Consider the following 25,565-nt stretch of genomic DNA (forward strand, 5'->3'; position numbering starts at 1 on the left):
AACGCCGTTTCGATCAGTTCCCCACGAGCCGCTCCGCCGGACCGTCCTCCGGACCCCCGCCTGCGGCTCCGTCGGCCCCCTCGGCGGATCCCGACGGCGAACCCGCCACCGTCCGCGTCCGGCCCGGAGCGGCCAGGATCCGCTGAGTGGCCGTCAGCACCAGCAGCGCCGCCGCACCGGCGACGCTCGCCACGCCGAACCCGTACGCCGTACCGCCCAGTTCCACCGCCGGACCGGCCGCGGCCGTACCGATCGCCGCGCCCACACCGAAGAACGTCACCAGCCACGAGAACGCCTCCGTCACCGTCCCCGCCGGAGCGTGCCGGTCCACGACGATGAACGCACAAGCCAGCGCGGGCGCCAGGAACACACCGGCCAGCGCCGCCAGCGCCGCCATCGGCAGCGGGCCCGGGACCAGCATCAGCGGCAGGTAGCAGACCGCCAGCAGCGCCACCAGCAGCCGCAGCCGCCGCTCCGGCGCCCCCGCCCACTGGCGAGCCCCGTACGTCACCCCGCCGGCCAGCGCGCCCAGACCCAGCGCCGCCATCAGCCAGCCGTACACCGCCTGGTTCCCGTGGTCGTCGGCGTACGCCACGCCCGCCACCGTGATCGAACCCAGCGCCCCGCCCACGAAGAAGAACGAACCCAGCAGCGCCAGCAGCCCCGGCGAACGCAGCGCGCCCAGCCAGTGCGCCTCGCGCGGCTCCGAACGCCAGGCACGCGAAGGCTCCGACACCACCACCGACAGCGCACCCAGCACGCCGATGGCATTGATCACCAGCAGCGCCACCGCCGGGTCCCACAGCGCCACGCACAGCGTCACCAGCAGCGGCCCGACCGTGAACATGACCTCCTGGGCCACCGCGTCCATCGCGTACGCGGCGTGCACCCGCTCCTCCTTGCCGCCGAGCACGCCCGGCCACAGCGCCCGCAGCCCGCCCTCCAGCGGCGGCGTGAAGAGCCCCGCCACCACCACGGCGCCGTACGCGGCCACCGGCGCCCCGGTGCCCGCCACCGCCAGCCACACCATGCCCAGCGCGGACACCACCGCGGCCGGCAGCTGCACCCGCGGCTGCCCGAACAGGTCGACGGCCCGCCCCAGCAGCGGCTGACCCACCGCGTTGGCCAGCCCGTACACGGCCGCCAGCGCGCCCGCCAGGCTGTAGCTGCCGCCCTCGGCCCGGGTGAACAGCACGATCGCGATCGGCCCGGTGCCGTTCGGCAGCCGGCCTACGAGCGTGCCCACCAGCAGCCTCGCGGCGTGCCGGGTCCTGAGCAGCTCCGCGTATCCCGCGGCCATGACGGCCCCCTTCTGCCCGGCTCCAGCCGGGGTAATACGTATAACGTGACCCGTCATACGTACCATGGCCACACCACAGGGGTCCACCCGAACGACCGCGCCCAGGAGCAGAGTGTGACGAGACCCACCAGCCGCGACGTGGCCACCGCCGCCGGGGTCTCGCAGGCCACCGTCTCCCTCGTCCTCGGCGACAAATGGCGCGGCCGCGTCTCCGAACGCACCGCCGGCCTCGTCCGCGAAGCCGCCACCACCCTCGGCTACCGGCCCAACCTCGCCGCCCGCAACCTCCGCCTCGGCTCCACCCGCACCGCCCTCCTCGTCGTCCCCGCCCTCACCAACGAGTTCTTCGCCCGCGTCTACACCGGCGCCGCCCGCATCGCCGCCGAACACGGCTTCGGCGTCGTCCTCTACCCCTCCCCCGACGGCACCGGCCCCGCCCGCGACCCCTTCGCCTCCGCCCGCGCCGCCCTCGACGGAGTCATCGCCTCCTCCATGGCCGCCCACGCCCTCGACGCCATCGGCGACGCCGAACTCCCCCTCGTCATGCTCGACAGCGACCCCACCGCCACCCGCGCCGCCGCCCACGTCAACCTCGCCATGGCCGACGGCATGCGCCAGATCACCGAACACCTCCTCGCACTCGGACACCGCCGCATCCTCCACCTCGCCTCCGCCGTCGACTCCTGGACCTTCCACGTCCGCGCCGAAGCCCTGGCCGCCCAGCTGCCGCCCCACACCGAGCTGCGCACCGTACGGGCCCCCCTCACCGTCACCGACGCCCGTACGGCCATGGAGGCGGCCCTCGCGGCCCCCGAGGGCCGGCCCACCGCCGTCGTCTGCGACGACGACATCCTCGCCGCGGGCGCCTGCAAGGCCGCCCGGCGCCTGGGCCTGCGCGTCCCCGAGGACCTCTCCGTCACCGGCTTCGACGACCTCGCCCTCGCCACCGCCGTCGAACCCGAGCTCACCACCGTCCACCTCCCCGCCGAACGCGTCGGCGAACAGGGCATGACCGCCCTCCTCGCCGTCCTGGACGGCGCCCCCTGGACCGCCCCCGACCTCCCCGTCGACCTCATCGTCCGCGCCTCCACGGGCCCCGCCCCCGCCTGAAACACGAAAACGCCCCCGGCCAAAGGGCCGGGGGCGCCACTCGCGCGTCGATCTACTCCTCGGAATCGTCCTCGGGAGCCTCGTCGTTCGACACGGCGTCGGCCTGCACCGCCGCCGTGACGTCCGCCTCCAGCAGCCGCGACAGCTGCCGGCCCCGGATCCGCTTGAACTTCCGCTGCTGGGCCCGCGTCCGGTCCAGCACCGCGACCTCCAGCCGCTCGGCCGGAATCGTCTTGTCCGCACCGTTCGCCTGGCTGGAGAGCGCCTGCACCGCCAGCTTCAGCGCCTCGGACAGGGTCATCCCGTCCCGGTGGCGCTGATCCATGAACGTGCTGATCTGCTCCGCGTTCCCGCCCACCGCGACCGAGCCGTGCTCGTCCACGATCGAACCGTCGTGCGGCAGCCGGTAGATCTGGTCACCCGCGGCCGTCGCACCGACCTCGGCCACGACCAGCTCCACCTCGTACGGCTTCTCGCCGGCCGACGAGAAGATCGTGCCCAGCGTCTGCGCGTAGACGTTCGCCAGCCCACGGGCCGTCACATCGTCACGGTCGTAGGTGTATCCGCGCAGATCGGCATAGCGCACGCCGCCGATCCGCAGGTTCTCGTACTCGTTGTACTTGCCGGCGGCCGCGAAGCCGATCCGGTCGTAGATCTCGCTGAACTTGTGCAGCGCGCGGGACGGGTTCTCTCCGACGAACACGATGCCGTCGGCGTACTGCAGCACGACAAGGCTGCGACCGCGGGCGATGCCCTTCCGGGCGTATTCCGCCCGGTCGGCCATGGCCTGCTGGGGTGACACATAGAACGGAGTCGACACCGGCTGTCCGTCCCTTTCTTCTGGGCTCCTACGGGGCGACGGATGGTCAGAGCAGGGCGGCGCGCGGGCCGTCGGGCTGCTCCAGCCGACGGTTGGTGACCGTACGGGCGAGCTCCTGCGACTCGTCGTCGGTCAGCCTGCGGAATCCCTCGTCCGTGATGACGGTGACGATCGGATAGATGTGGCGGTACAGGTCCGGACCACCGGTCGCCGAGTCGTCGTCGGCGGCGTCGTACAGGGCCTGCACGACGAGGGTGGTGGCCTGCTCCTCCGTCAGGTCGGGGCGGTACAGCTTCTTCATGGAGCCGCGGGCGAAGATGGAACCGGACCCGGTGGCGGCGTAGCCGTGCTCCTCGGAGCGGCCGCCGGTCACGTCGTAGGAGAAGATCCGGCCCTTCTCCTTGGCCTCGTCGTACCCGGCGAACAGCGGCACGACGGCCAGCCCCTGCATCGCCATGCCCAGATTGCTCCGGATCATGGTGGAGAGCCGGTTGGCCTTGCCCTCCAGGGAGAGGGTCGTCCCCTCCACCTTCTCGAAGTGCTCCAGCTCCAGCTGGAACAGCTTGACCATCTCCACGGCCAGGCCGGCCGTACCGGCGATGCCCACCGCGGAGTACTCGTCGGCCGGGAACACCTTCTCGATGTCCCGCTGCGCGATCATGTTCCCCATGGTCGCCCGGCGGTCACCGGCGAGCACGACCCCACCGGGGAAGGTGGCGGCCACGATGGTCGTCCCGTGCGGCGCCTCGACAACGCCCTCGGGCAGCTTCCGGTTCCCCGGCAGCATCCCGGGCGCATGCGCCCCGAGGAAGTCCATGAAGGACGAGGACCCCGGCGTCAGGAAGGCTGCCGGCAGCCGCCCCGTGCTACGAGTGTTGGCTTCCACGCGTTCCCTCCAAATATGCGGCGGCCCGACGCATGCGGTCGGGGTTGTCTTTCAACACGCCAAGACCTGAATTGCAGTTGATGCAAAGTACGCCACGGACCCTACCCGTCCGACGGCGGTGATCAACCTGCGGGATCGAACGCCCGATGCGGCTTCTGCATCACCGCATCGGGCGCACGACTTCGCTCCGCTCCAGCCCGGCCATCTCCTACCATCACCTTCGAATCGAAGGCAAAGGGGCCTTACTGGCCACCCTTTTGCACGAAGGACCGCACGAAGTCCTCGGCGTTCTCTTCGAGGACATCGTCAATCTCGTCCAGTACGGAGTCGACGTCGTCGGAGAGCTTTTCCTGGCGTTCCTTGAGATCGGTCGATTCCTCGACCGCCGCCTCCTCGACCTCCTCGGTCGAGCGAGTCGCCTTCTGCTGTCCGCCGCCGGTGTCCTTGGTCGCCATGTCTACCTCACCCCGCTCGGTTCGCGCGCTCATGTCGAGAGACCCCGGGATCGGGATCTCTCAAGATCAGACCCTACGTCGGACCCTACAAGGAGGGCCCGGCATTCGTCCCCGCACTTTCATAACGTGCGGCTGACTTCATGATTCCCGGACCGGGGACTTTTCAGCCCTCAGTTCCCGCTGAGTACCCGCACCAGGTCCTCCGCCGTGCGGCAGCGGTCCAGGAGCTCCTTCACGTGCTTGCGGGTACCCCGCAGGGGTTCCAGCGTCGGGACCCGCTGGAGCGAGTCGCGGCCCGGGAGATCGAAGATCACCGAGTCCCACGAGGCCGCGGCCACGTCGTCCGCGTACTGCTCCAGGCACCGGCCCCGGAAGTAGGCCCGGGTGTCCTCCGGAGGCTTGCCCTGCGCGCGCTCCACCGCCGGCTCCTCCACCAGCCGCTTCATCTTGCCGCGGGCAACCAGGCGGTTGTACAGGCCCTTCTCGGGCCGTACGTCCGCGTACTGGAGGTCCACCAGGTGGAGCCGGGCGGCGTCCCAGCCGAGCCCGTCCCGCCTGCGGTAGCCCTCCAGGATCTCGCGCTTCGCGATCCAGTCCAGCTCCCCCGACAGGCTCATCGGGTCGCTCTCCAGCCGGCCCAGCACGTCCTCCCAGCGGGCCAGCACATCCTTGGTCTGCTCGTCCGCGTCGGAGCCGAAACGCTCGTCCACGTACTTCCTGGCCAGCTCGAAGTACTCCATCTGGAGTTGTACGGCGGTCAGCGTGCGGCCGCTGCGCAGCGTGATCAGGTGTCGCAGGTCGGGGTCGTGGGAGACCTGGTGCAGGGTCCGCACGGGCTGATCCACGGCCAGGTCGACGTTGATGAACGAGTCCTCGATCATCGAGAGGACGAGGGCGGTGGTGCCGAGCTTGAGGTACGTGGAGATCTCGGAGAGGTTGGCGTCGCCGATGATCACGTGCAGCCGGCGGTACTTCTCGGCGTCCGAGTGCGGCTCGTCGCGCGTGTTGATGATGGGGCGCTTGAGCGTCGTCTCCAGGCCGACCTCGACCTCGAAGTAGTCCGCGCGCTGGCTGATCTGGAAGCCGTGCTCGCGGCCGTCCTGGCCGATCCCCACGCGCCCCGCGCCGGTCACGACCTGGCGGGAGACGAAGAAGGGGGTCAGGTGGCGCACGATCTCCGAGAAGGGGGTCTCCCGCTTCATCAGGTAGTTCTCGTGCGTGCCGTAGGAGGCGCCCTTGTTGTCGGTGTTGTTCTTGTAGAGGTGGATGGGCTGGGCGCCGGGGAGCTGGGCGGCCCGTACGGCGGCCTCGGCCATGATCCGCTCGCCGGCCTTGTCCCAGAGGACGGCGTCGAGCGGGTTGGTGATCTCCGGGGAGCTGTACTCGGGGTGCGCGTGGTCGACGTAGAGCCGTGCGCCGTTGGTGAGGATGACGTTGGCGAGGCCGATGTCCTCGTCGGTGAGCTGACTGTTGTCGGCGGCCTCGCGGGCGAGGTCGAAGCCGCGGGCGTCCCGCAGCGGGTTCTCCTCCTCGAAGTCCCAGCGGGCGCGGCGCGCCCGGTGCATCGCCGCCGCGTAGGCGTTGACGATCTGGGACGAGGTGAGCATGGCATTGGCGTTCGGGTGCCCCGGGACGGAGATCCCGTACTCCGTCTCGATTCCCATTACTCGCCGTACGGTCATGCGGCCCTCCTTGCCCGGCGGCGCTCCCCTTCGGGAGCGGCGCTCAAGTACCGCTGGTGCTCCGGTGCGTGTGCGGTGCCCGTCCCCGCACTGCGGATGAGGCGGTACGGAAGAGCCTAGAACCACTCCGCGCTGGTGGGGAGATCATTTCAGTCATTGACTTCACCCCGTCACCGGCTGAAAAGGACAGTCGGTAAAGCAGTCGGCTGCGGGTGCCCGGGTAGGGCATCCGCAGCCGCCCTGTTCGGTCAGAGGTACTGACCGGTGTTTGCCACGGTGTCGATGGAGCGTCCGGTGTCCGCGCCCTGCTTTCCGGTGACGAGGGTGCGGATGAATACGATCCGCTCGCCCTTCTTGCCGGAGATCCGGGCCCAGTCGTCCGGGTTGGTGGTGTTGGGCAGGTCCTCGTTCTCCTTGAACTCGTCCACGCAAGCCTGGAGGAGGTGGGAGACGCGCAGGCCCTTCTGGTTGTGTTCGAGGAAGGCCTTGATGGCCATCTTCTTGGCCCGGTCCACGATGTTCTGGATCATGGCGCCGGAGTTGAAGTCCTTGAAGTACAGGACTTCCTTGTCGCCGTTGGCGTACGTGACCTCGAGGAAGCGGTTCTCCTCGGTTTCGGCGTACATCTGCTCGACGACGGTCTGGATCATGCTGTGGACGGCGACCTCGGGCGAGCCGGAGTGCTCGGTGAGGTCGTCGCTGTGGAGCGGCAGCGAGGCCTTGAGGTACTTGGCGAAGATGTCCTTCGCGGCTTCGGCGTCGGGGCGCTCGATCTTGATCTTCACGTCGAGCCGGCCGGGGCGCAGGATGGCCGGGTCGATCATGTCCTCGCGGTTGGAGGCGCCGATCACGATGACGTTCTCCAGGCCCTCCACACCGTCGATCTCGGCGAGCAGCTGGGGGACGATGGTGTTCTCCACGTCCGAGCTGACTCCGGATCCGCGGGTGCGGAAGAGGGATTCCATCTCGTCGAAGAAGACGATGACGGGGGTGCCCTCGCTGGCCTTCTCGCGGGCACGCTGGAAGACGAGGCGGATGTGCCGCTCGGTCTCGCCGACGTACTTGTTGAGGAGTTCGGGGCCCTTGATGTTCAGGAAGTAGGACTTGCCCTGGGCCTGTCCGGTCACCTCGGCGACCTTCTTGGCAAGGGAGTTGGCCACTGCCTTGGCGATGAGCGTCTTGCCGCAGCCGGGAGGGCCGTAGAGCAGGATGCCCTTCGGGGGCCGCAGTTCGTGTTCCTTGAAGAGGTCGGGGTAGAGGTACGGGAGCTCGACCGCGTCGCGGATCAGCTCGATCTGGTCGCCCAGGCCGCCGATCTTGTCGTAGTCGATGTCCGGGACCTCTTCGAGGACCAGGTCCTCGACCTCGCTCTTGGGGACGACCTCGTAGACGTAGCCGGAGCGGGGTTCGAGCAGGAGGGCGTCGCCGGGGCGGATGGTGATGTCCAGGAGCGGCTCGGCGAGCCTCACCACCCTTTCCTCGTCGGTGTGCCCGACCACCAGGGCGCGCTCGCCGTCCTCGAGGATCTCCTTGAGGGTGACGATGTCCCCGGCCCGTTCGAACTCCATGGCCTCGACCACGTTGAGGGCCTCGTTGAGCATGACCTCCTGGCCGCGCCGGAGGTCTTCCGGTTCGACGCTGGGGCTGACGTTCACGCGGAGCTTTCGGCCGCCGGTGAAGATGTCGACGGTGCCGTCTTCGTTCGCCTGAAGGAAGACACCGAAACCGGCCGGCGGCTGTGCGAGCCGGTCGACTTCCTCCTTGAGCGCGACGATCTGGTCGCGGGCCTCACGGAGCGTATTTGCCAGTCGCTCGTTTTGCGCGGAGACGCCGGCCAGGTTTGTCTGGAGCTCGACGATCCGCTCTTCGAGAATCCTCGTGTGTCGCGGAGAGTCGGCGAGCTTACGTCGCAGGACGGCGATTTCCTGCTCGAGATAGGCAACCTGGCCGGCGGGGTCCTCAGACCCTCGCCCCGGCCGGATGCCGCGGTTGATGTCGTCGTCGTGGGCTGCCACGGTCCTCACCTCCTCCAAGGGGAGCTGGACGCTTCCTGACCCTACCTGGGCTGGTGGTGATTGAAACCCCTAGATCACAAAGACGGTAGAGGTGTGTCCGATCTTCACCCTTGCGTACTCCCTCACGCCAAGGAAATACCCACCCATCAACATCGGAAAGCGGCCGGTTGTAAGGTCGAACTGTTCAACACCCGTCAGGGCTCGCGCGACTTGCCGCGGCTTGTGGCGGAAACGGATCACTGAGCGCAGGGAACGGCAGGAGATATGACCGTGCAGCAGGAGGCTTCCACGGGGGGTGCCGGGCAGGCCGGCGAGCCGCTCGAGGTCTGGATCGACCAGGACCTGTGCACCGGTGACGGGATCTGTGTGCAGTACGCGCCGGAGGTGTTCGAGCTGGACATCGATGGTCTGGCGTACGTGAAGAGCCCTGAGGACGAGCTTCTGGTGGAGGCGGGGGCGACGACTCCGGTTCCTCTGACGCTGCTGCAGGACGTGGTGGACTCGGCGAAGGAGTGCCCGGGTGACTGCATCCACGTAAGGCGCGTTTCGGACAGGGTCGAGGTGTTCGGTCCGGACGCGGAGTGACGCTTCAAACACTCCTGGCGTCTGAGTTCGTCAGCTCCTGGCGGAATTTTCCGCCGCTCCAGCGCCACTTGGCGAGCTGTTTCACGTCGGGGCTGTAGCGGGGCACCTGGGGCGAGGAGTACCCGATGAGGCTGGCGGTGACGACTCCGTCGCGGACGGTGAGCTCGGTGGCGGTCTGCCTCTTCCCGGCCTCCAGCAGGGTGGCCACGACCCTCGGCTTCGCGCCGGGGGTCTTGTCCTGGGCGAGTACGTAGATCGCGTGGGGCGGGGTGCCGGATCCGGCGTCGCAGCGTACGGCGGCCACGCTCTCGGGGCGGCCGTCGCCGTCGAGGTCGCCCTGGGCGGTGGCCGTGACGGCCGTCGGGAGGCCCTTGCAGTCCAGCGGGTACGTGACCGCGGCCGGGTCTGGGGCGGCGGCCTGCGGGGCGCTCGCGGGGGCCGTGGAGGGGCCGGCGTGGCCGGTGGCGGCCGCGTCCGGCTGGATGAGTCCCGCGGCGGCTACGACGGCGGCCATGGCGGTGGCCGTGGCGAGCCAGTGGAGGGGCCTGGTGCTGCTGTGGCCCAGGAATTCCGGTGTCGGCGTCAGCTCGGCGGGGCGGTGCGGCACGCGGGGTGTCTCCTGTGCGAAGGGTGACGGGGAGCCAGCATCGTGCCACACCTCACACCGGGGCGGAACGGCCGGGTCCGTGTCGGCTGGGACCGGTATGGGGGGCACCTGGTGGGACAACGAAAAGGCGCTGTGGCGCAGTTCCCGGATCGTCCGGGGAACTGCGCCACAGCGCCTTGGTGTTGGGTGGCCGGGCGGCCTCGCCGCCGTCTAGGCGGAGCGGTCGCTGCCGGGTCCGTCGTAGTCCTCGCCATAGGCGCCCTTGGCGGGGCGGCGGCGGCGCATCGGGGGCTCGACCCCGTCGGCGAGGCGGCGGGCGGTGACGAGGAAGCCGGTGTGTCCGATCATCCGGTGGTCCGGCCGGACGGCGAGGCCCTCGACGTGCCAGTTGCGGATCATCGATTCCCAGGGCTGCGGCTCGGCGAAGCAGCCGATCTCGCGGATGGACTCGACCGTCTTGGAGAGCTGGGTGGTCGTGGCCACGTAGCAGCACAGGATGCCGCCGGGGACCAGCGCCTTGGAGACGGCCTCCAGGCACTCCCAGGGGGCGAGCATGTCGAGGACCACGCGGTCGACGTCGGTGTCGGACAGGTTGTCCTGGAGGTCGCCGACGGTCAGCTGCCACGCGGGGTGCGGGCCGCCGAAGTAGCGCTCGACGTTGGCGGTGGCGATCTCGGCGAAGTCCGCGCGGCGCTCGTAGCTGTGGAGCATGCCCTGGTCGCCGATGGCGCGCAGCAGGAAGCTGCTCAGGGAGCCGGAGCCCACCCCCGCTTCCACGACGCGGGCGCCGGGGAAGATGTCGGCGAAGGCCAGGATCTGGCCGGCGTCCTTGGGGTAGACCACGGCGGCGCCGCGGGGCATGGACAGGACATAGTCGGGGAGCAGGGGACGCAGCGCGAGGTAGGCGACGTTGCCCGTGGTACGGACGACGCTTCCTTCGGGGGAGCCGATCAGCTCGTCGTGCGGGAAGGAACCCTTGTGGGTGTGGAAATTCTTCCCGGCTTCGAGCGTGAACGTGTAGTGGCGGCCCTTGGGGTCGGTGAGCTGAACCTGGTCCCCGACCTCGAAGGGCCCGCGTCGGCGGGCGGCACCGGTCGGTTCGGACATGTGACCAGTGTATTGGCTTCAGGACTGGGGCCGCGCCATGGCCTTCACGAAGGCCTTCTCGACGTCGAGGGTGGACAGGACGCCGTAGATCTCGCCGCCGGGTTCGAGTACGAGGTATTCGGTGGCGGGGGTGGCGCGGAGGTGGTCGAGGAGTTCTTCGCCGGAGAGTTCGGCGGAGACCTTCATTCCGTCGGTGAGCTCCTGGGCGAGGGTGCTGACGGCGACCCAGGGGCGGCGGTGTTCGGGGACGGAGGCGATGGCGCTCTCGCGGACGATGGAGAGGGGGTCGCCGTGGCCGTCGACGACGACGATGGCGCGGGCGCCGTGGGCGTTGGCGCGGCGCAGGGCCTCGGAGAGGGGGGTGGCGTTCTCGACGGGGACGGCGCGCCGGGTGAGGGTGCGGGCGCGCAGTTCGGGGAGGTGCTCGCGCAGGCGGGCCATGCGCAGGCTGTTGCCGGCGCCGGTCCAGATGATGGCGGCGAGGATCGCGGCGAGCAGGGCGTCCATGACGGTGTTCATGCCGGTCGACTCGATGGCACCCGTGCCGGAGCCGAGGATGCCGGTGTGGGTGAGCATCGGGAGTCCGATGAGGACGGCGACGGCGAGGCCGCGGCCGACCCAGGCGGCGGCGACGGTTCCGGTCATGGGTTTGCCGGTGATGCCCCAGATGACGGCGCGGAGCATGCGGCCGCCGTCGAGCGGGAGGCCGGGGAGCAGGTTGAACGCGGCGACCAGCAGGTTGGAGATCATCAGGCCGGCGAGGAGCACGCCGGGGACGCTGGCCGGGTCGACGAGTTCCATGCCGAGGTAGAAGGCGCCGGCGAGGAGGAGCGAGAGGAGGGGGCCGACGAAGGCGAGGACGAATTCGCGGCCGGGGGTCTCGGACTCCTTCTCGATCTCGGAGACGCCGCCGAAGAACTGGAGCTGGATGCGGCGCACGGGAAGTTTGAAGCGCAGTGCGGCGACGGTGTGGGCGAGTTCGTGGACGAGGACCGAGGCGTAGAAGGCGACGGCGAAGAAGAGGGAGACGAGGTAGCGGGCGGGGCCGAGGTCGGGCAGGACGCGGTCGAGCTGGTCGCCGAAGACCCAGGTGATGAGGGCGGCGACGAGGAACCAGCTGGGCGAGACGTAGACGGGCACGCCGAAGGGGCGGCCCATGAGGATGCCGCCGCCCGGTCCGGAGCGCTTGTCTGCGCGCTCGCCGGTTTCGTCGGTGTCTGCCACGGCTGTCCTTCGTTCGGTGCTGTCCGGCGGGTTGCGGCCGGCGGTGCTCTCAGTGTGGTGCAGGTGCACGGTGGGTGCGGGGCGGGGTGTCCGGTGGCGCGGTGTGATGCTCCGATCATGCAGTGCGAGGGGCCCGTCGTCGATGGTATGCGCGCGCTGTCGGCGGCGGGTCGTAGGGTTTTGTCCATGACGACGAGCCCCGGTCCGGTTCCTGGCGCACCCGATGCCGACGCAGCGCCGCGCGCTGTGGCGCCTTCTTCGCTCTCCCCTTCGCGGGCGAGCGATTTCATGCAGTGCCCGTTGCTGTACCGGTTCCGGGTGATCGACAAGCTGCCGGAGAAGCCGAGTGCGGCGGCGACGCGGGGCACGCTGGTGCACGCGGTGCTGGAGCGGCTCTTCGATCACCCGGCGGTGGAGCGGACGGCGCCGCGGGCCAAGGCGCTGGTCCCGGGGCAGTGGGACCGGCTGCTGGAGTCGAAGCCGGAGCTGGTGGAGCTGTTCCCGGAGGGTGACGAAGGGGCGGGGCTGGCGCGCTGGCTGACGGAGGCCGAGGCGCTGGTGGAGCGGTGGTTCACGTTGGAGGACCCGACGCGGCTGGAGCCGGTGGAGCGGGAGTTCTTCGTGGAGACGGAGCTGGAGTCGGGGCTGCGGCTGCGCGGGATCATCGACCGGGTGGACGTGGCGCCGTCGGGCGAGGTGCGGATCGTCGACTACAAGACGGGCAAGGCGCCGCGGCCGGAGTACGCCGAGGGTGCGCTGTTCCAGATGAAGTTCTACGCACTGGTGGTGTGGCGGCTCAAGCAGATCGTGCCGCGGCGGCTGCAGCTGGTGTATCTGGGCAGCGGGGACGTGCTGACGTACGACCCGGTGGTCGCGGATCTGGAGCGGGTGGAGCGCAAGCTGCTGGCGCTGTGGGAGGCCATCAAGGAGGCGACGGAGACGGGTGAGTGGCGGCCGCGGCCGACGAAGCTGTGCGGCTGGTGCGATCACCGGGCGGTGTGTCCGGAGTTCGGCGGGACTCCCCCGGTGTATCCGCTGATGGTCGTCCCGAGGCCCGGGGCCGAGCCGGAAGCGGGGGCCGGGCCGGGGGCGGGCCGCCCGGAGGAATCCTGAGCGGCCGATCAGGGCAGAATGGGCGGCGTCCGTCGATACCGCCGTACGAAGACGAGGTACCCCCGTGGCGATCCGTGTCCTGCTGGTCGACGACCAGCCGCTGCTGCGCACCGGCTTCCGGATGATCCTGGAGGCCGAACAGGACCTGGCGGTCGTCGGCGAGGCCGGGGACGGTCTGCAGGCGCTGGACCAGGTACGGGCGCTGCAGCCCGACGTGGTGCTGATGGACATCCGGATGCCGCGGATGGACGGGGTGGAGGCGACCCGGCAGATCACGGGTCCGGGCCGGGACGGGCCGGCGAAGGTGCTCGTGCTGACCACGTTCGATCTGGACGAGTACGTGGTGGAGGCGTTGCGGGCGGGGGCGAGCGGGTTCCTGTTGAAGGACGCGCCGGCCGTCGAGCTGGTGCAGGCGATCCGGGTGGTGGCGGGCGGCGAGGCGATGCTGGCGCCGAGCATCACGCGCCGGCTGCTGGACAAGTACGCGGGGCACCTGCCGTCGGGCCAGGAGAGCGTGCCGGACACGCTGGGCACGCTGACCGAGCGGGAGGTCGAGGTGCTGAAGCTGGTGGCGCGCGGCCTGTCGAACGCGGAGATCGCGGCGGACCTGTTCGTCAGTGAGACGACGGTGAAGACGCACGTGGGGCACGTGCTGACGAAGCTGGGCCTGCGCGACCGGGTCCAGGCGGCGGTGTACGCGTACGAGAGCGGTCTGGTGCGGCCGGGCGCGGGCCAGTAGCGCGCGGGGCATCGGCGCGCGGGGTACGCCCTGAGCAGGCCGAAGGGGCCGGCAGCCGCATCGCGTGGCTGCCGGCCCCTTCGCCGTACCGGGTCGGGTCAGCCCTTGCTGATCTCCCAGAAGCGGAAGACGGTGGAGGCGTCCAGCGACCACTGCAGGCCGGTCACGTTCTGGCGGGTGACGGCGTACTGCTTGCTCTGCCAGAGCGGGAGCAGCGGGATCTCGTCGGCGACGATGTCCTGGAGGCGGTTGTAGTCGGTGTTGGCCGCGGTGCGGTCGGACTTGGCGGAGGTCGACGGGATGATCGTCCCGCTGATCTCCTTGTTGTCGTAGTTGTTGTGCACGACGTTGTCCGGGCCGAAGAACGGCTGGGTGAAGCTGTCGGCGTCGGGGTAGTCGGGGACCCAGCCCTTGACGTACACGCCGTACTTGCCGTCCTGGATGTCCTTCTCGTACTGCGTGAACTCGACGGACTTGACGTCTGCCTCGAAGAGTCCGCTCTCGTTGAGCTGCTTGGCGATGAGCTGGAACTGCTGGTCGGTGGAGGGGCCGTTGCGCGTCGTCGTCGAGTACAGGGTGATCTTCACCTTGTCCTTGATGCCGGCGGCGCGCAGGACGGCCTCGGCCTTCTTCGGCTGCGGGCTGCCGCCGTAGCGGTCGAAGAAGGCGGTGTTGTGGGAGGCGATGCCGGCCGGGACGATCGAGTAGAGGGAGGTCGTCGTACCGTCGTAGACCTCCTTGACGATCGCTTCGCGGTCCACGAGGTAGGCGATGGCCTTGCGGATCGGGAGCTTTCCGGCGACCGGGTCGTTCATGTTGAAGACGAGGTGCTCGACTTCGGCGCCGGTGCCCTGGACGACCTCGACCTTGTGGTCCCCGGTCTTGGTGGAGGACAGGGCGGCGATGTCCTTGGCGGCGAGGCCGCGGAAGGCGAAGTCGACGTCGCCGCCCTCCAGGACCTTCTTCAGGCCGGCCTGGTCGCCGTTGAAGAACTTGAGCGTCACGCCGGTGTTCTTCGCCTTGGCCTTGCCGCTGTAGTTCTCGTTGACGGAGAAGCCTGCGCTCTTGTCGTTGAACGAGTCCAGCTTGTAGACGCCGGAGCCGACGGCCTTGTTGTCGGTCCGCAGCTTGTCCGCCGGGTACTCGCTGTGGTCGACGATCGAGCCCGCGCCCGAGGCGATCTTGCTGGGGAAGGTCGCGTCGGAGGTCTTGAGGCGGAAGACGACGGTCTTGTCGTCGGGGGTGTCGATGCCGGCGATCGACGCGAGCATCACGGCCGGGCCGTTGTCGTCATTGATCTTCAGCGTGCGCTCGAAGGAGTACTTGACGTCCTTGGAGGTGAGCGCGTGGCCGTTGCTGAACTTCAGGCCGGCGCGCAGGGTGCACTTGTAGAGCTTGCTGTCGCCGCCCTCGAAGTTGCAGCTCTGCGCGGCGTCGGGCTCCGGCGTGGTGCCGCCGCCCTTGGGGAAGGCCAGCAGGGACTGGAAGACGTTGTTGAAGAGCAGCCAGGAACCGGCGTCGTAGCCGGAAGCCGGGTCGGTGGACCGCACCCGGTCGGATATGCCCATGACCACGCCCTTGCCGCCGCCGTCGGCGGTGGGGCTGCCGGTCGAACCGCAACCGCTGAGCAGTGCGGCGGCGGTGGCCGCGCCGAGCGGGGCCGCAAGCCATTGGTTACGTCTCATCACGCGAACGTCCTTCACAGTCAGTCGAACTGTTTCGTTGCGCCGGCTTGCGACACCCGCCGCCGGTACTGCCGGTACTGCCGGTACTGCCGTACTGCCGGTCTCAGCCGCTGACGCCGCGGCCGAGTTCCCACAGCTGGAGGTCGGAGATGGCGTTGACCGACCACTCCACTCCGGTGATCCCGTCGCGTGCGGCGACGTACTGCTTGCCCTGCCACAGCGGCAGGACGGGCACGTCCTCGGCGACGATGTCCTGCATCTCCGTGATCGCGGGGACGGCGACGTTGCGGTCGACGGCGCGCCGGGATTCGGGGATGAGCTTGGTGCGCACCGCGGCGTTGGCGTACGGCGTGCCCAGGAAGTTGTCCTGCTCCAGGAACGGGGCGAGGAAGTTGTCGGCGTCGGGGTAGTCGGGGAACCAGCCGAGCCCGTAGGCGGCGTAGTCGCCCTTCTTCTGCGCGGGCCGGAAGTCGGACCAGTCGGAGCCCTGGACGGTGACGTCGAACAGCTGGGTGGAGTTCAGCTGGTTCTTGATGGTCTCGAACTCGGTGGCCGTGCCGTCGCCGTAGTGGTCCTTGGTGTAGTTCAGCGTCAGCTTGACCGGGGTCTTGATCCCGGCGGCCTTCAGCAGGTCGGCGGCCTTCGCGGTGTTGGCCTCGCCGTACTTGTTGAAGAAGGAGTTGACGTGGCCGGGCACGGAGCTGGGGACCAGCGAGTACAGCGGCTGCGCGGACTTGCCGTAGACCTTGTCGATGATCGCGTTGCGGTCGACGGCGGCGGCGAGGGCCTGGCGTACGGCCTTGTCCTTGACGGCCGGGGCGTCGGTGTTGAAGCCGATGTAGCGGATCTCCAGGCCGGGCAGCGGGACCAGCTTGACGCCCTTGGGCGGCTTGGCGGCGAACTCGGTGATCTGGGCGGGCGACAGGGTGCGGGAGACCATGTGGACGGATCCGGCGGTGAGGGCCTTGCCCATGGCCGCGGAGTCGTCGAAGGTGCGCAGTTCGACCTTGTCGTTCTGCAGCTTCAAGTCGCCCTTGTAGTTCGGGTTCTTGCTGAAGACGGCCCGGACGAGGTGGTTGTCCTTGACCTCGGCCTTCATCGTGTACGGGCCGGAGCCGTCGACGGCGAAGCCCTCGCGGAGCTTCTTGGCGTCGTAGTTCTTCTCGCTGACGATGCCGGCGGCGGGGGTGGAGAGCTTGTACGGGAAGGTCGCGTCCGGGGTCTTCAGGTGGAAGACGACGGTGTCGGCGGACTTCACCTCGACGGTGTCGAGGGTGGAGAGCAGCGAGGAGGGGCCGTTCTCGTCCTTGATGGCGAGGACGCGGTCGATGGAGAACTTGACGTCCTTGGCCGTGAGGGGCTCGCCGCTCGCGAACTTGAGGCCGGAGCGCAGGGTGCAGCGGTAGCTCTCGTTGCCCGTGTCGGTGAAGCGGCAGTCGGAGGCCGCTTCGGGGACGGGCTGGCCGCCGCCGCGGGGGGTGTGCATCAGCGTCTGGACGGTCTGCCGCAGGACGTTCCAGGCGCCGGCGTCGTAGGCGTAGGCCGGGTCGAACGGTGCGGGGGCGTAGTCGGCCGCCTCGAACCGGTCGGTGGTTCCGACGACGATCACTCCGGATCCCGCTGCGCCTCCACTCGTGCTGCCGCAGGCGGCGAGCGTGGGGGTGAGCAGTCCGGCCGCGGCCGTCAGCACCAGGGTCTTGCGGTTCATGCTGGAAGTACTCCCTAGACCGGCACTTGCTCAAAGCGGCGTAAAGGGCACTTCGCGGCGGTCGCCCGTTCAGGGCGGAACGATCGGGCCGGTGTTGTGACGATCGGTCCACGCGGTTCCGGCACATGGGTGTGTGTCCGGGACAGCAGCGGTGCGGCGTAGTGCCCGCGTCGACATTAGTGGTCTGGGAGGGGATGGCTTGAACTGGCAGGACTTGGGGCGTAATCGCACGGTGATGGGTGCGGACTGCCTGTCTATGTGCTGGTCACCGCAGATTCGGTCAGGAGCTGATCAATCCGGACACAAGGGCAGGTTTCCAAGCCCCCGGACAGGTCCGTCGGGGGCTTGGCGGGTGACAAAGGTCACGCGCTACAACTGCCACGGAAAGGATGGAATTTCAGCCTCCAGGCCATGGAACGGAAGATCCTTCCGTGGGACCTCGGTCACACCGCTATTCCGTTCGGCACTGAGCGTATGCGATCAGTTCATCGGGGTGATGAGGGAGCGCAGGAACGGAAGGTCCACGTCCTCCAGCGAGCGGACGATCGTGCGGCCGGGCGCGGGTGCGATCACACCGACGGAGGGCACGGCAACGACCCGGCAGCCGGCGGCCTCGGCGGAGGCGACGCCCGTCGCGGTGTCCTCGATGACCGCGCAGCGCGAGGGGTGGGCGCCGAGGGTGCGGGCGGCGAGCAGGTACGGGTCGGGGTGCGGCTTCGTACGGGACACCTCGTCGCCGGCCACGCTCAGCGCGAACCGCTCGGGGCCCAGGGTGCGCAGCACCCGGTCGATGACGCGGCGGTGCGAGGCGGAGACGAGGGCGGTGGGCACGTTGTGCCGGGCCAGCTCGGCCAGCAGCCGCTCGGCGCCGGGCATCAGCGGGACCTGATCGGCGATCCGCGCCTCGAAGCGCTCGTTGAGCAGGACGCTCAGCTCCGAAAGGGTGATGGCGGCGCCGGTGGACTCGATGAGGAAGGCGGCGCTGCGGGTCATCGGCCCGCCGACGACGACATCGCGCCAGGACTCGTCGAGCCGGTGGCCGAGCTCGCCGAAGACGTCCACCTCGATCTCCCACCAGAAACCCTCGGTGTCGACGAGGGTGCCGTCCATGTCCAGCAGCACCGCCTGCAGGGCATGCCCGTCGGCCGTACGGGCGACGGGCGCGGGGACGGTGCTGGTCATCCGGCACACACCTCTCTCAGGGGACGAGAAGGCCGGCCGCCTCTTCCCCATGGGCATTCCCCCGGGGACAGGCGACCGGCCTGTATGGGACCGACAAGTGTACGTCGGTCCGCGTCAGCGTGCGTTGAAATACTTCGCTTCGGGGTGGTGGATGACGATCGCGTCGGTGGACTGCTCCGGGTGGAGCTGGAACTCCTCGGAGAGGTGGACGCCGATCCGCTCCGGCCGGAGGAGGTCGGCGATCTTGGCGCGGTCCTCCAGGTCGGGGCAGGCCCCGTAGCCCAGCGAGAAGCGGGCGCCGCGGTACTTCAGGTCGAACATGTCCTGGACCGCGGCCGGGTCCTCGCCGCCGAATCCGAGCTCGGCGCGGACTCGGGCGTGCCAGTACTCGGCCATGGCCTCGGCCAGCTGGACCGACAGGCCGTGCAGCTCCAGGTACTCGCGGTACGAGTCGGACTCGAACAGCTTGGCCGTGGCCTCGCCGATCTTCGAGCCGACCGTGACCACCTGGAGGCCGACCACGTCGGTCTCGCCGGACTCCTCCGGGCGGAAGAAGTCGGCGAGGCACAGGCGCCGGCCGCGGCGCTGGCGCGGGAAGGTGAAGCGGGTGCGCTCGTTGCCGTCGTCGTCGAGGATGATCAGGTCCTCGCCCTTGGACACGCACGGGAAGTACCCGTAGACCACCGCGGCCTCGAGCAGGTTCTCGGTGTGCAGCTTGTCGAGGAGGCCGCGCAGCCGCGGCCGCCCCTCGGTCTCGACGAGCTCCTCGTACGTGGCCCCGCCGGCGCGGGCCTGCTTGAGGCCCCACTGGCCCTTGAACAGCGCGCCCTCGTCCAGCCAGGAGGCGTAGTCCTTCAGCGGGATGCCCTTGACCACGCGGGTGCCCCAGAACGGCGGGGTGGGGACGGGATTGTCGACGGCCACGTCGGAGCGGCCGCCCTTCTCCTCCGGCTCGTCCACCTGGAGGACCGCGGTGTCCCGCTTCGCGACGCGGCGCTGCTTGAGCTCGGGCAGGGAGGCGCCGGGGACGCCGCGCTTGACGGCGATCAGGGCGTCCATCAGGCGCAGGCCCTCGAAGGCGTCGCGGGCGTAGCGGACCTCGCCCTCGTAGATCTCGTGGAGGTCCTGTTCGACGTAGGCGCGGGTGAGGGCGGCGCCGCCGAGGATCACCGGGTAGTCGGCCGCCAGCTTGCGCTGGTTGAGCTCCTCCAGGTTCTCCTTCATGATCACGGTCGACTTCACGAGCAGGCCGGACATGCCGATGACGTCGGCCTTGTGCTCCTGCGCGGCTTCGAGGATCGCGGAGACCGGCTGCTTGATGCCGATGTTCACGACGTTGTAGCCGTTGTTGGTGAGGATGATGTCGACGAGGTTCTTGCCGATGTCGTGGACGTCGCCGCGGACGGTGGCGAGCACGATGGTGCCCTTGCCCTCGTCATCGGTCTTCTCCATGTGCGGCTCCAGATGGGCGACCGCGGTCTTCATGACCTCGGCGGACTGGAGGACGAACGGCAGCTGCATCTGGCCGGAGCCGAAGAGCTCGCCGACGACCTTCATGCCCTCCAGGAGGGTGTCGTTGACGATGTCGAGGGCGGCGCGGTCCCGCAGGGCCTCGTCGAGGTCGGCCTCCAGGCCGTTCTTCTCGCCGTCGATGATGCGGCGCTGGAGCCGCTCGTCGAGCGGGAGCGCCATGAGCTCCTCGGCGCGGCCGGCCTTGAGAGACTTGGTGTTGACGCCCTCGAAGAGGGCCATCAGCTTCTGGAGCGGGTCGTAGTCCTCGGCGCGGCGGTCGTAGATCAGGTCGAGGGCGGTGCCTACCTGCTCCTCGTCGAAGCGCGCGATGGGCAGGATCTTGCTGGCGTGGACGATCGCCGAGTCCAGGCCGGCCTTGACGCACTCGTCGAGGAAGACCGAGTTCAGCAGCACGCGGGCGGCCGGGTTCAGGCCGAAGGAGATGTTGGACAGACCGAGCGTGGTCTGGACGTCCGGGTGGCGGCGCTTGAGCTCGCGGATCGACTCGATCGTCGCGATGCCGTCCTTGCGGGACTCCTCCTGGCCGGTGCAGATGGTGAAGGTCAGCGTGTCGATGAGGATGTCCGACTCGTTGATGCCCCAGTTGGCGGTCAGGTCGTCGATCAGGCGTTCGGCGATGGCGACCTTGTGCTCGACGGTGCGGGCCTGGCCCTCCTCGTCGATGGTCAGCGCGATCAGCGCGGCGCCGTGCTCGCGGGCCAGCCGGGTGACCTTGACGAAGCGGGAGTCGGGGCCGTCGCCGTCCTCGTAGTTCACCGAGTTGATGACGGCGCGGCCGCCCAGCTTCTCCAGGCCCGCCTGGAGAACGGGAACCTCGGTTGAGTCCAGGACGATCGGCAGCGTCGAGGCCGTGGCGAAGCGGCCGGCGAGCTCCTTCATGTCGGCGACGCCGTCGCGGCCCACGTAGTCCACGCAGAGGTCGAGCATGTGCGCGCCCTCGCGGATCTGGTCGCGGGCCATCTCGACGCAGTCGTCCCAGCGGGCGTCGAGCATGGCCTCGCGGAACTTCTTCGAGCCGTTCGCGTTCGTCCGCTCGCCGATCGCCATGTACGCGGTGTCCTGGCGGAACGGGACGGTCTGGTAGAGCGAGGACGCGCCGGGCTCCGGGCGGGGCTCGCGGACGGCCGGGCTGAGCTCGCGGACCCGCTCGACGACCTGGCGCAGGTGCTCCGGCGTCGTACCGCAGCAGCCGCCGACGAGGGAGAGCCCGTACTCGCGGACGAAGGTCTCCTGGGCGTCGGCGAGCTCGGGGGCGGACAGCGGGTAGTGCGCGCCGTTCTTGCCGAGGACGGGCAGGCCGGCGTTGGGCATGCAGGAGAGCGGGATGCGCGCGTTGCGGGCCAGGTAGCGCAGGTGCTCGCTCATCTCGGCGGGGCCGGTGGCGCAGTTCAGGCCGATCATGTCGATACCGAGCGGCTCCAGCGCGGTGAGCGCGGCGCCGATCTCGGAGCCGAGCAGCATGGTGCCGGTGGTCTCGACGGTGACGGAGCAGATCAGCGGGACGGAGACGCCGAGGGCCTCCATTGCGCGGCGGGCGCCGATGATGGAGGACTTGGTCTGCAGGAGGTCCTGGGTGGTCTCGACGAGCAGGGCGTCGGCCCCGCCGGAGATCAGGCCCTCGGCGTTGACCTGGTAGGCGTCGCGGATCGTCGCGTAGTCGATGTGGCCGAGGGTGGGCAGCTTGGTGCCGGGGCCCATGGAGCCGAGGACCCAGCGCTGCTGCCCGGTCCTGGCGGTGTACTCGTCGGCGACCTCGCGGGCGATGCGGGCGCCGGACTCCGACAGCTCGAAATTGCGTTCGGGGATGTCGTACTCGGCGAGCGCCGCGAAGTTCGCACCGAAGGTGTTGGTCTCGACGCAGTCCACGCCCACCGCGAAGTACGCGTCGTGGACGGAGCGCACGATGTCGGGGCGGGTGACGTTCAGCACCTCGTTGCAGCCTTCGAGCTGCTGGAAGTCCTCCATGGAGGGGTCCTGCGCCTGGAGCATCGTTCCCATGGCTCCGTCGGCGACGACCACGCGGGTCGCGAGCGCCTCTCGGAGGGCATCGGCCCGGGTCTGGGTGTCAGCGGGCGGGTTCGGCAACGAGGCCATGGGCGTGCTCCCTGGGATGCGACGGCTGTCGGCTTTGCACCCTCGCTGTGTCAAGGGTGCACGCGGTCAGCGTAACCGCGCGGCACCGGCCCCGGTGAGGCTGTCCCACGTGGCGGACTGCATTCTGTGCGCGGGGGTCTGCCAGGGATGTCCTGGTCGACGGAGGCCTGAACAGTTGCCCAACCATGCACAAGGTCGACATGGACCGATACTGTTCAGCATTGTCGAACTACGTCAGCAGGAGGCTGCGCGATGGCACGGAACATCCAGTCGCTCGAACGAGCCGCTGCGATGCTGCGACTCCTGGCGGGCGGCGAGCGCCGGCTGGGCCTCTCGGACGTGGCCAGCTCCCTGGGCCTGGCCAAGGGGACGGCCCACGGGATCCTGCGCACGCTGCAGGCCGAGGGCTTCGTGGAGCAGGACCCCGCCTCGGGCCGCTACCAGCTGGGCGCGGAGCTGCTGCGCCTGGGCAACAGCTATCTGGACGTGCACGAGCTGCGCGCCCGCGCGCTGGTCTGGACGGATGATCTGGCCCGGGCGAGCGGCGAGAGCGTGTACGTGGGCGTACTCCACAAGAGCGGGGTGCTGATCATGCACCACGTGTTCCGCCCGGACGACAGCCGCCAGGTGCTGGAGGTGGGCGCCATGCAGCCGCTGCACTCCACGGCCCTGGGCAAGGTGCTCTCCGCGTACGACCCGGTCGCCCATACGGAGGCGTTGGAGGCGGAGCGCGAGGCGTTCACGCCCCGGACGGTCATCGACGGCGCGGGCTTCGAGGAGATCCTCGACCTGACCCGGGCGCGCGGCTGGGCCGCGGACGTCGAGGAGACCTGGGACGGCATCGCCTCGGTGGCGGCGCCGATCCACGACCGGCGCCGGATGCCGGTGGGCGCGGTGGCGGTCGCGGGGGCCGTGGAGCGGGTGTGCGGGGAGTCCGGGGAGCCCCGTGCGAGCCTCGTGGCGTCCGTACGGGACTGTGCACGCGCTGTTTCACGCGATCTCGGCGCGGGCCGGTTCTAGGCCCCTTCCAGCACGTTTTCGGCCACTCACTGGCTGCTTTCTGCCCTCTTTTCGTCATATCTCGGCCACCTGGTGGCTGGGTTTGGCTGATCGTACCTAGTGGTAACGATCCGACACTTTGGCCTGGCCAACCCTTGACGCGTTCTTCACCAGGGATGAAAACTGCCGTTCATCGGTCGGCATTGTCGAACACCTAACGGCAATACGCGTTAGGGTGTGGCAAGGCCATGGACCGGTGAACCACTCACCGAGTGCGCGGACCACCGGACGGGACCCGGTTCCGCACACCCCTGGACGTAAGACAAAGGAGTCGCGGGTGTCCAGCTCCGACATCTTCATCGGCGAGACCATCGGTACCGCCCTGCTCACACTGCTCGGTGGTGGCGTCTGCGCCGCCGTGACGCTCAAGAGTTCCAAGGCCCGGAACGCAGGCTGGCTCGCGATCACGTTCGGCTGGGGTTTCGCCGTTCTCATCGCCGCCTACGTCTCCGCACCGCTCTCCGGCGCGCACCTCAACCCGGCGGTCACCGTCGGCCTTGCGATCAAGAACGGCGACTGGAGCGACACACCGGTCTACTTCGCCGGCCAGCTCCTCGGCGCCATGCTCGGCGCGGTCCTCATGTGGATCACGTACTACGGACAGTTCCGGGTGCACCTCTCGGACCCGGAGCACATCCGTGACGCCACGCTCGGCCCCGAGGACCCGCACCCGCACGACCAGGCCGGCCCGGTGCTCGGTGTCTTCTCCACCGGCCCCGAGATCCGCAACGTCGTCCAGAACATGACGACCGAGATCATCGGTACGTTCGTCCTGGTCATCGCGATCCTGACCGAAGGCCTGCAGGACAACGGCAAGGGCCTCGGCGTCATCGGCGTCCTGATCACCTCCTTCGTGGTCGTCGGCATCGGCCTCTCCCTCGGCGGTCCGACCGGCTACGCCATCAACCCGGTCCGCGACCTCGGCCCGCGCATCGTCCACTCCCTGCTGCCGCTTCCCAACAAGGGCGGCTCCGACTGGGGATACTCCTGGATCCCGGTGGTCGGCCCGCTCGTCGGTGCCGCCCTCGCCGGTGGTCTGTACAACCTCGCGTTCGCCTGATCAGCACCGGCACGTATCGCAAGATCCGCACCGCCACCTGATTCCGCCTACCTAGACCTGCCAGGAGCAGCCACATGACCAGCAGCACCGGCCCCTTCATCGCCGCGATCGACCAGGGCACCACCTCCTCCCGCTGCATCGTCTTCGACCGCGACGGCCGCATCGTCGCCGTCGACCAGAAGGAGCACGAGCAGATCTTCCCGAAGCCGGGCTGGGTCGAGCACGACGCCACCGAGATCTGGACCAACGTCCAGGAGGTCGTCGCCGGCGCCATCGCCAAGGCCGAGATCACCGCCGCCGACGTCAAGGCCGTCGGCATCACCAACCAGCGCGAGACCACCGTCCTGTGGGACAAGAACACCGGCCAGCCGGTGCACAACGCGCTGGTCTGGCAGGACACCCGCACCGACGCCCTGTGCAAGGAGCTCGGCCGCAACGTCGGCCAGGACCGCTTCCGCCGCGAGACCGGCCTGCCGCTGGCGAGCTACTTCGCCGGCCCGAAGGCCCGCTGGCTGCTCGACAACGTCGAGGGCCTGCGCGAGCGCGCCGAGGCCGGGGACATCCTCTTCGGCACCATGGACTCCTGGGTCATCTGGAACCTCACCGGTGGCGCCGAGGGCGGTGTGCACGTCACCGACGTCACCAACGCCTCGCGCACCATGCTGATGAACCTGCACACCCTGGAGTGGGACCAGAAGATCGCGGAGTCGATGGAGGTCCCGACCGACATCCTCCCCGAGATCAAGTCCTCCGCCGAGATCTACGGCCACGTCAAGGACGGCGTCCTCGCCGGTGTCCCGGTCGCCTCTGCGCTCGGTGACCAGCAGGCCGCCCTCTTCGGCCAGACCTGTTTCGCCGAGGGCGAGGCCAAGTCCACGTACGGCACCGGCACGTTCATGCTGATGAACACCGGCGACAAGGTCATCAACTCCTACAGCGGCCTGCTGACCACGGTCGGCTACAAGATCGGCGACCAGAAGCCGGTCTACGCCCTGGAGGGCTCCATCGCCGTCACCGGCTCGCTCGTCCAGTGGATGCGCGACCAGATGGGCATGATCAAGACCGCGGCCGAGATCGAGACCCTCGCGCTCTCGGTCGAGGACAACGGCGGCGCCTACTTCGTACCGGCCTTCTCCGGCCTGTTCGCCCCGTACTGGCGCTCCGACGCCCGCGGTGTGATCGCCGGCCTCACTCGGTACGTCACCAAGGCGCACATCGCCCGTGCCGTCCTGGAGGCCACCGCCTGGCAGACCCGCGAGATCACCGACGCCATGACCAAGGACTCGGGCGTCGAGCTCGCGGCCCTCAAGGTCGACGGCGGCATGACCTCCAACAACCTGCTGATGCAGACCCTCTCCGACTTCGTGGACGCCCCCGTGGTCCGTCCGATGGTCGCGGAGACCACCTGCCTCGGCGCCGCCTACGCCGCCGGCCTGGCCGTCGGCTTCTGGCCCGACACCGACGCCCTGCGCGCCAACTGGCGCCGCGCGGCGGAGTGGACCCCGCGGATGCCCGCCGAACAGCGGGACCGCGAGTACAAGAACTGGCTCAAGGCCGTCGAGCGGTCCATGGGCTGGATCGACGACGAAGACGCCAGCTGA

General features: G+C 69.3%; 20 protein-coding genes and 1 pseudogene. 7 read left to right on the forward strand and 14 right to left on the reverse strand.

Features of this window, described 5'->3' with window-relative positions:
- Positions 1-13: 13 nt before the first annotated feature.
- Positions 14-1,300, reverse strand: coding sequence for an MFS transporter (locus OG509_RS09165; RefSeq protein ID WP_406181578.1), 1,287 nt, complete (start codon positions 1,298-1,300; stop codon positions 14-16).
- A gap of 114 nt (positions 1,301-1,414) precedes the next feature.
- Between OG509_RS09165 and OG509_RS09170 the strand changes: the two genes are divergently transcribed.
- Positions 1,415-2,410: a LacI family DNA-binding transcriptional regulator gene (locus OG509_RS09170; RefSeq protein ID WP_406181580.1), complete on the forward strand. Its 996-nt coding sequence runs from the start codon at positions 1,415-1,417 to the stop codon at positions 2,408-2,410.
- A 52-nt stretch (positions 2,411-2,462) separates the two neighbouring features.
- Here the strand turns inward: OG509_RS09170 and prcA are convergent, their stop codons facing one another.
- From prcA to arc, 6 genes and pseudogenes are all read right to left on the reverse strand, one after another.
- Complete coding sequence (prcA, locus tag OG509_RS09175; RefSeq protein WP_406181581.1) at positions 2,463-3,230, reverse strand: proteasome subunit alpha; 768 nt, start codon at positions 3,228-3,230, stop codon at positions 2,463-2,465.
- 46 nt (positions 3,231-3,276) lie between these two features.
- On the reverse strand, positions 3,277-4,116 hold the full coding sequence (prcB, locus tag OG509_RS09180; RefSeq protein ID WP_406181583.1) for a proteasome subunit beta: 840 nt from the start codon (positions 4,114-4,116) through the stop codon (positions 3,277-3,279).
- A pseudogene (locus tag OG509_RS09185) lies at positions 4,068-4,243 on the reverse strand (endonuclease domain-containing protein); the annotation flags it as partial. The pseudogene OG509_RS09185 and the gene prcB, both read right to left, overlap by 49 nt.
- Before the next feature lie 115 nt (positions 4,244-4,358).
- Positions 4,359-4,571 carry a ubiquitin-like protein Pup gene (locus OG509_RS09190; RefSeq protein WP_030016348.1) on the reverse strand — a complete coding sequence of 71 codons (213 nt, stop codon included), beginning with the start codon at positions 4,569-4,571 and terminating at the stop codon, positions 4,359-4,361.
- A gap of 170 nt (positions 4,572-4,741) precedes the next feature.
- A complete protein-coding gene (gene dop / locus OG509_RS09195) occupies positions 4,742-6,253 on the reverse strand; it encodes a depupylase/deamidase Dop (RefSeq protein ID WP_385588432.1) in 1,512 nt (503 codons plus the stop codon).
- A 248-nt stretch (positions 6,254-6,501) separates the two neighbouring features.
- Positions 6,502-8,268 carry a proteasome ATPase gene (gene arc / locus OG509_RS09200; RefSeq protein WP_030157184.1) on the reverse strand — a complete coding sequence of 589 codons (1,767 nt, stop codon included), beginning with the start codon at positions 8,266-8,268 and terminating at the stop codon, positions 6,502-6,504.
- A gap of 264 nt (positions 8,269-8,532) precedes the next feature.
- Between arc and OG509_RS09205 the strand changes: the two genes are divergently transcribed.
- The gene (locus OG509_RS09205; RefSeq protein WP_406181586.1) at positions 8,533-8,853 is read left to right on the forward strand and encodes a ferredoxin; all 321 of its coding nucleotides are present in this window, start codon (positions 8,533-8,535) and stop codon (positions 8,851-8,853) included.
- A gap of 4 nt (positions 8,854-8,857) precedes the next feature.
- Here OG509_RS09205 and OG509_RS09210 read toward each other — a convergent pair whose 3' ends face one another.
- From OG509_RS09210 to OG509_RS09220, 3 genes are all read right to left on the reverse strand, one after another.
- Positions 8,858-9,460, reverse strand: coding sequence for a hypothetical protein (locus OG509_RS09210; protein WP_406181587.1), 603 nt, complete (start codon positions 9,458-9,460; stop codon positions 8,858-8,860).
- Between the two features lie 210 nt (positions 9,461-9,670).
- Positions 9,671-10,567 carry a tRNA (adenine-N1)-methyltransferase gene (locus tag OG509_RS09215; RefSeq protein ID WP_385588440.1) on the reverse strand — a complete coding sequence of 299 codons (897 nt, stop codon included), beginning with the start codon at positions 10,565-10,567 and terminating at the stop codon, positions 9,671-9,673.
- A gap of 18 nt (positions 10,568-10,585) precedes the next feature.
- A complete protein-coding gene (locus OG509_RS09220) occupies positions 10,586-11,791 on the reverse strand; it encodes a site-2 protease family protein (protein ID WP_406181589.1) in 1,206 nt (401 codons plus the stop codon).
- A 186-nt stretch (positions 11,792-11,977) separates the two neighbouring features.
- Between OG509_RS09220 and OG509_RS09225 the strand changes: the two genes are divergently transcribed.
- Positions 11,978-12,904, forward strand: a complete 927-nt coding sequence (locus OG509_RS09225) for a RecB family exonuclease (protein WP_406181591.1) — start codon at positions 11,978-11,980, stop codon at positions 12,902-12,904.
- A gap of 64 nt (positions 12,905-12,968) precedes the next feature.
- The gene (locus OG509_RS09230) at positions 12,969-13,643 is read left to right on the forward strand and encodes a response regulator (RefSeq protein WP_406181593.1); all 675 of its coding nucleotides are present in this window, start codon (positions 12,969-12,971) and stop codon (positions 13,641-13,643) included.
- A 98-nt stretch (positions 13,644-13,741) separates the two neighbouring features.
- Here the strand turns inward: OG509_RS09230 and OG509_RS09235 are convergent, their stop codons facing one another.
- The 4 genes from OG509_RS09235 to metH form a co-directional block, all read right to left on the reverse strand.
- A complete protein-coding gene (locus tag OG509_RS09235) occupies positions 13,742-15,331 on the reverse strand; it encodes an ABC transporter substrate-binding protein (protein ID WP_406181595.1) in 1,590 nt (529 codons plus the stop codon).
- Positions 15,332-15,431: 100 nt separating this feature from the next.
- The gene (locus tag OG509_RS09240) at positions 15,432-17,036 is read right to left on the reverse strand and encodes an ABC transporter substrate-binding protein (RefSeq protein ID WP_406181597.1); all 1,605 of its coding nucleotides are present in this window, start codon (positions 17,034-17,036) and stop codon (positions 15,432-15,434) included.
- 480 nt (positions 17,037-17,516) lie between these two features.
- On the reverse strand, positions 17,517-18,218 hold the full coding sequence (locus tag OG509_RS09245) for an HAD family hydrolase (protein WP_406181598.1): 702 nt from the start codon (positions 18,216-18,218) through the stop codon (positions 17,517-17,519).
- 114 nt (positions 18,219-18,332) lie between these two features.
- Positions 18,333-21,845, reverse strand: a complete 3,513-nt coding sequence (gene metH, locus OG509_RS09250; protein ID WP_406181600.1) for a methionine synthase — start codon at positions 21,843-21,845, stop codon at positions 18,333-18,335.
- A gap of 252 nt (positions 21,846-22,097) precedes the next feature.
- Between metH and OG509_RS09255 the strand changes: the two genes are divergently transcribed.
- The 3 genes from OG509_RS09255 (at position 22,098) to glpK (ending at position 25,565) form a co-directional block, all read left to right on the forward strand.
- Positions 22,098-22,865 carry an IclR family transcriptional regulator gene (locus tag OG509_RS09255; RefSeq protein WP_030157167.1) on the forward strand — a complete coding sequence of 256 codons (768 nt, stop codon included), beginning with the start codon at positions 22,098-22,100 and terminating at the stop codon, positions 22,863-22,865.
- A 316-nt stretch (positions 22,866-23,181) separates the two neighbouring features.
- On the forward strand, positions 23,182-23,964 hold the full coding sequence (locus OG509_RS09260; protein ID WP_406181602.1) for an MIP/aquaporin family protein: 783 nt from the start codon (positions 23,182-23,184) through the stop codon (positions 23,962-23,964).
- A gap of 74 nt (positions 23,965-24,038) precedes the next feature.
- On the forward strand, positions 24,039-25,565 hold the full coding sequence (gene glpK, locus OG509_RS09265; protein WP_406181604.1) for a glycerol kinase GlpK: 1,527 nt from the start codon (positions 24,039-24,041) through the stop codon (positions 25,563-25,565).

The sequence above is a fragment of the Streptomyces sp. NBC_01006 genome, from assembly GCF_045162725.1.
Taxonomy (GTDB): Bacteria; Actinomycetota; Actinomycetes; order Streptomycetales; family Streptomycetaceae; genus Streptomyces.

Coding starts and splice junctions, on each gene's coding strand:
- OG509_RS09240 (WP_406181597.1), bottom strand. CDS start 17,036: ATGAACCGCAAGACCCTGGTGCTGACGGCCGCGGCCGGACTGCTCACC.
- metH (WP_406181600.1), bottom strand. CDS start 21,845: ATGGCCTCGTTGCCGAACCCGCCCGCTGACACCCAGACCCGGGCCGAT.
- OG509_RS09255 (WP_030157167.1), top strand. CDS start 22,098: ATGGCACGGAACATCCAGTCGCTCGAACGAGCCGCTGCGATGCTGCGA.
- glpK (WP_406181604.1), top strand. CDS start 24,039: ATGACCAGCAGCACCGGCCCCTTCATCGCCGCGATCGACCAGGGCACC.
- OG509_RS09215 (WP_385588440.1), bottom strand. CDS start 10,567: ATGTCCGAACCGACCGGTGCCGCCCGCCGACGCGGGCCCTTCGAGGTC.
- OG509_RS09245 (WP_406181598.1), bottom strand. CDS start 18,218: ATGACCAGCACCGTCCCCGCGCCCGTCGCCCGTACGGCCGACGGGCAT.
- OG509_RS09225 (WP_406181591.1), top strand. CDS start 11,978: ATGACGACGAGCCCCGGTCCGGTTCCTGGCGCACCCGATGCCGACGCA.
- OG509_RS09165 (WP_406181578.1), bottom strand. CDS start 1,300: ATGGCCGCGGGATACGCGGAGCTGCTCAGGACCCGGCACGCCGCGAGG.
- OG509_RS09190 (WP_030016348.1), bottom strand. CDS start 4,571: ATGGCGACCAAGGACACCGGCGGCGGACAGCAGAAGGCGACTCGCTCG.
- dop (WP_385588432.1), bottom strand. CDS start 6,253: ATGACCGTACGGCGAGTAATGGGAATCGAGACGGAGTACGGGATCTCC.
- OG509_RS09205 (WP_406181586.1), top strand. CDS start 8,533: ATGACCGTGCAGCAGGAGGCTTCCACGGGGGGTGCCGGGCAGGCCGGC.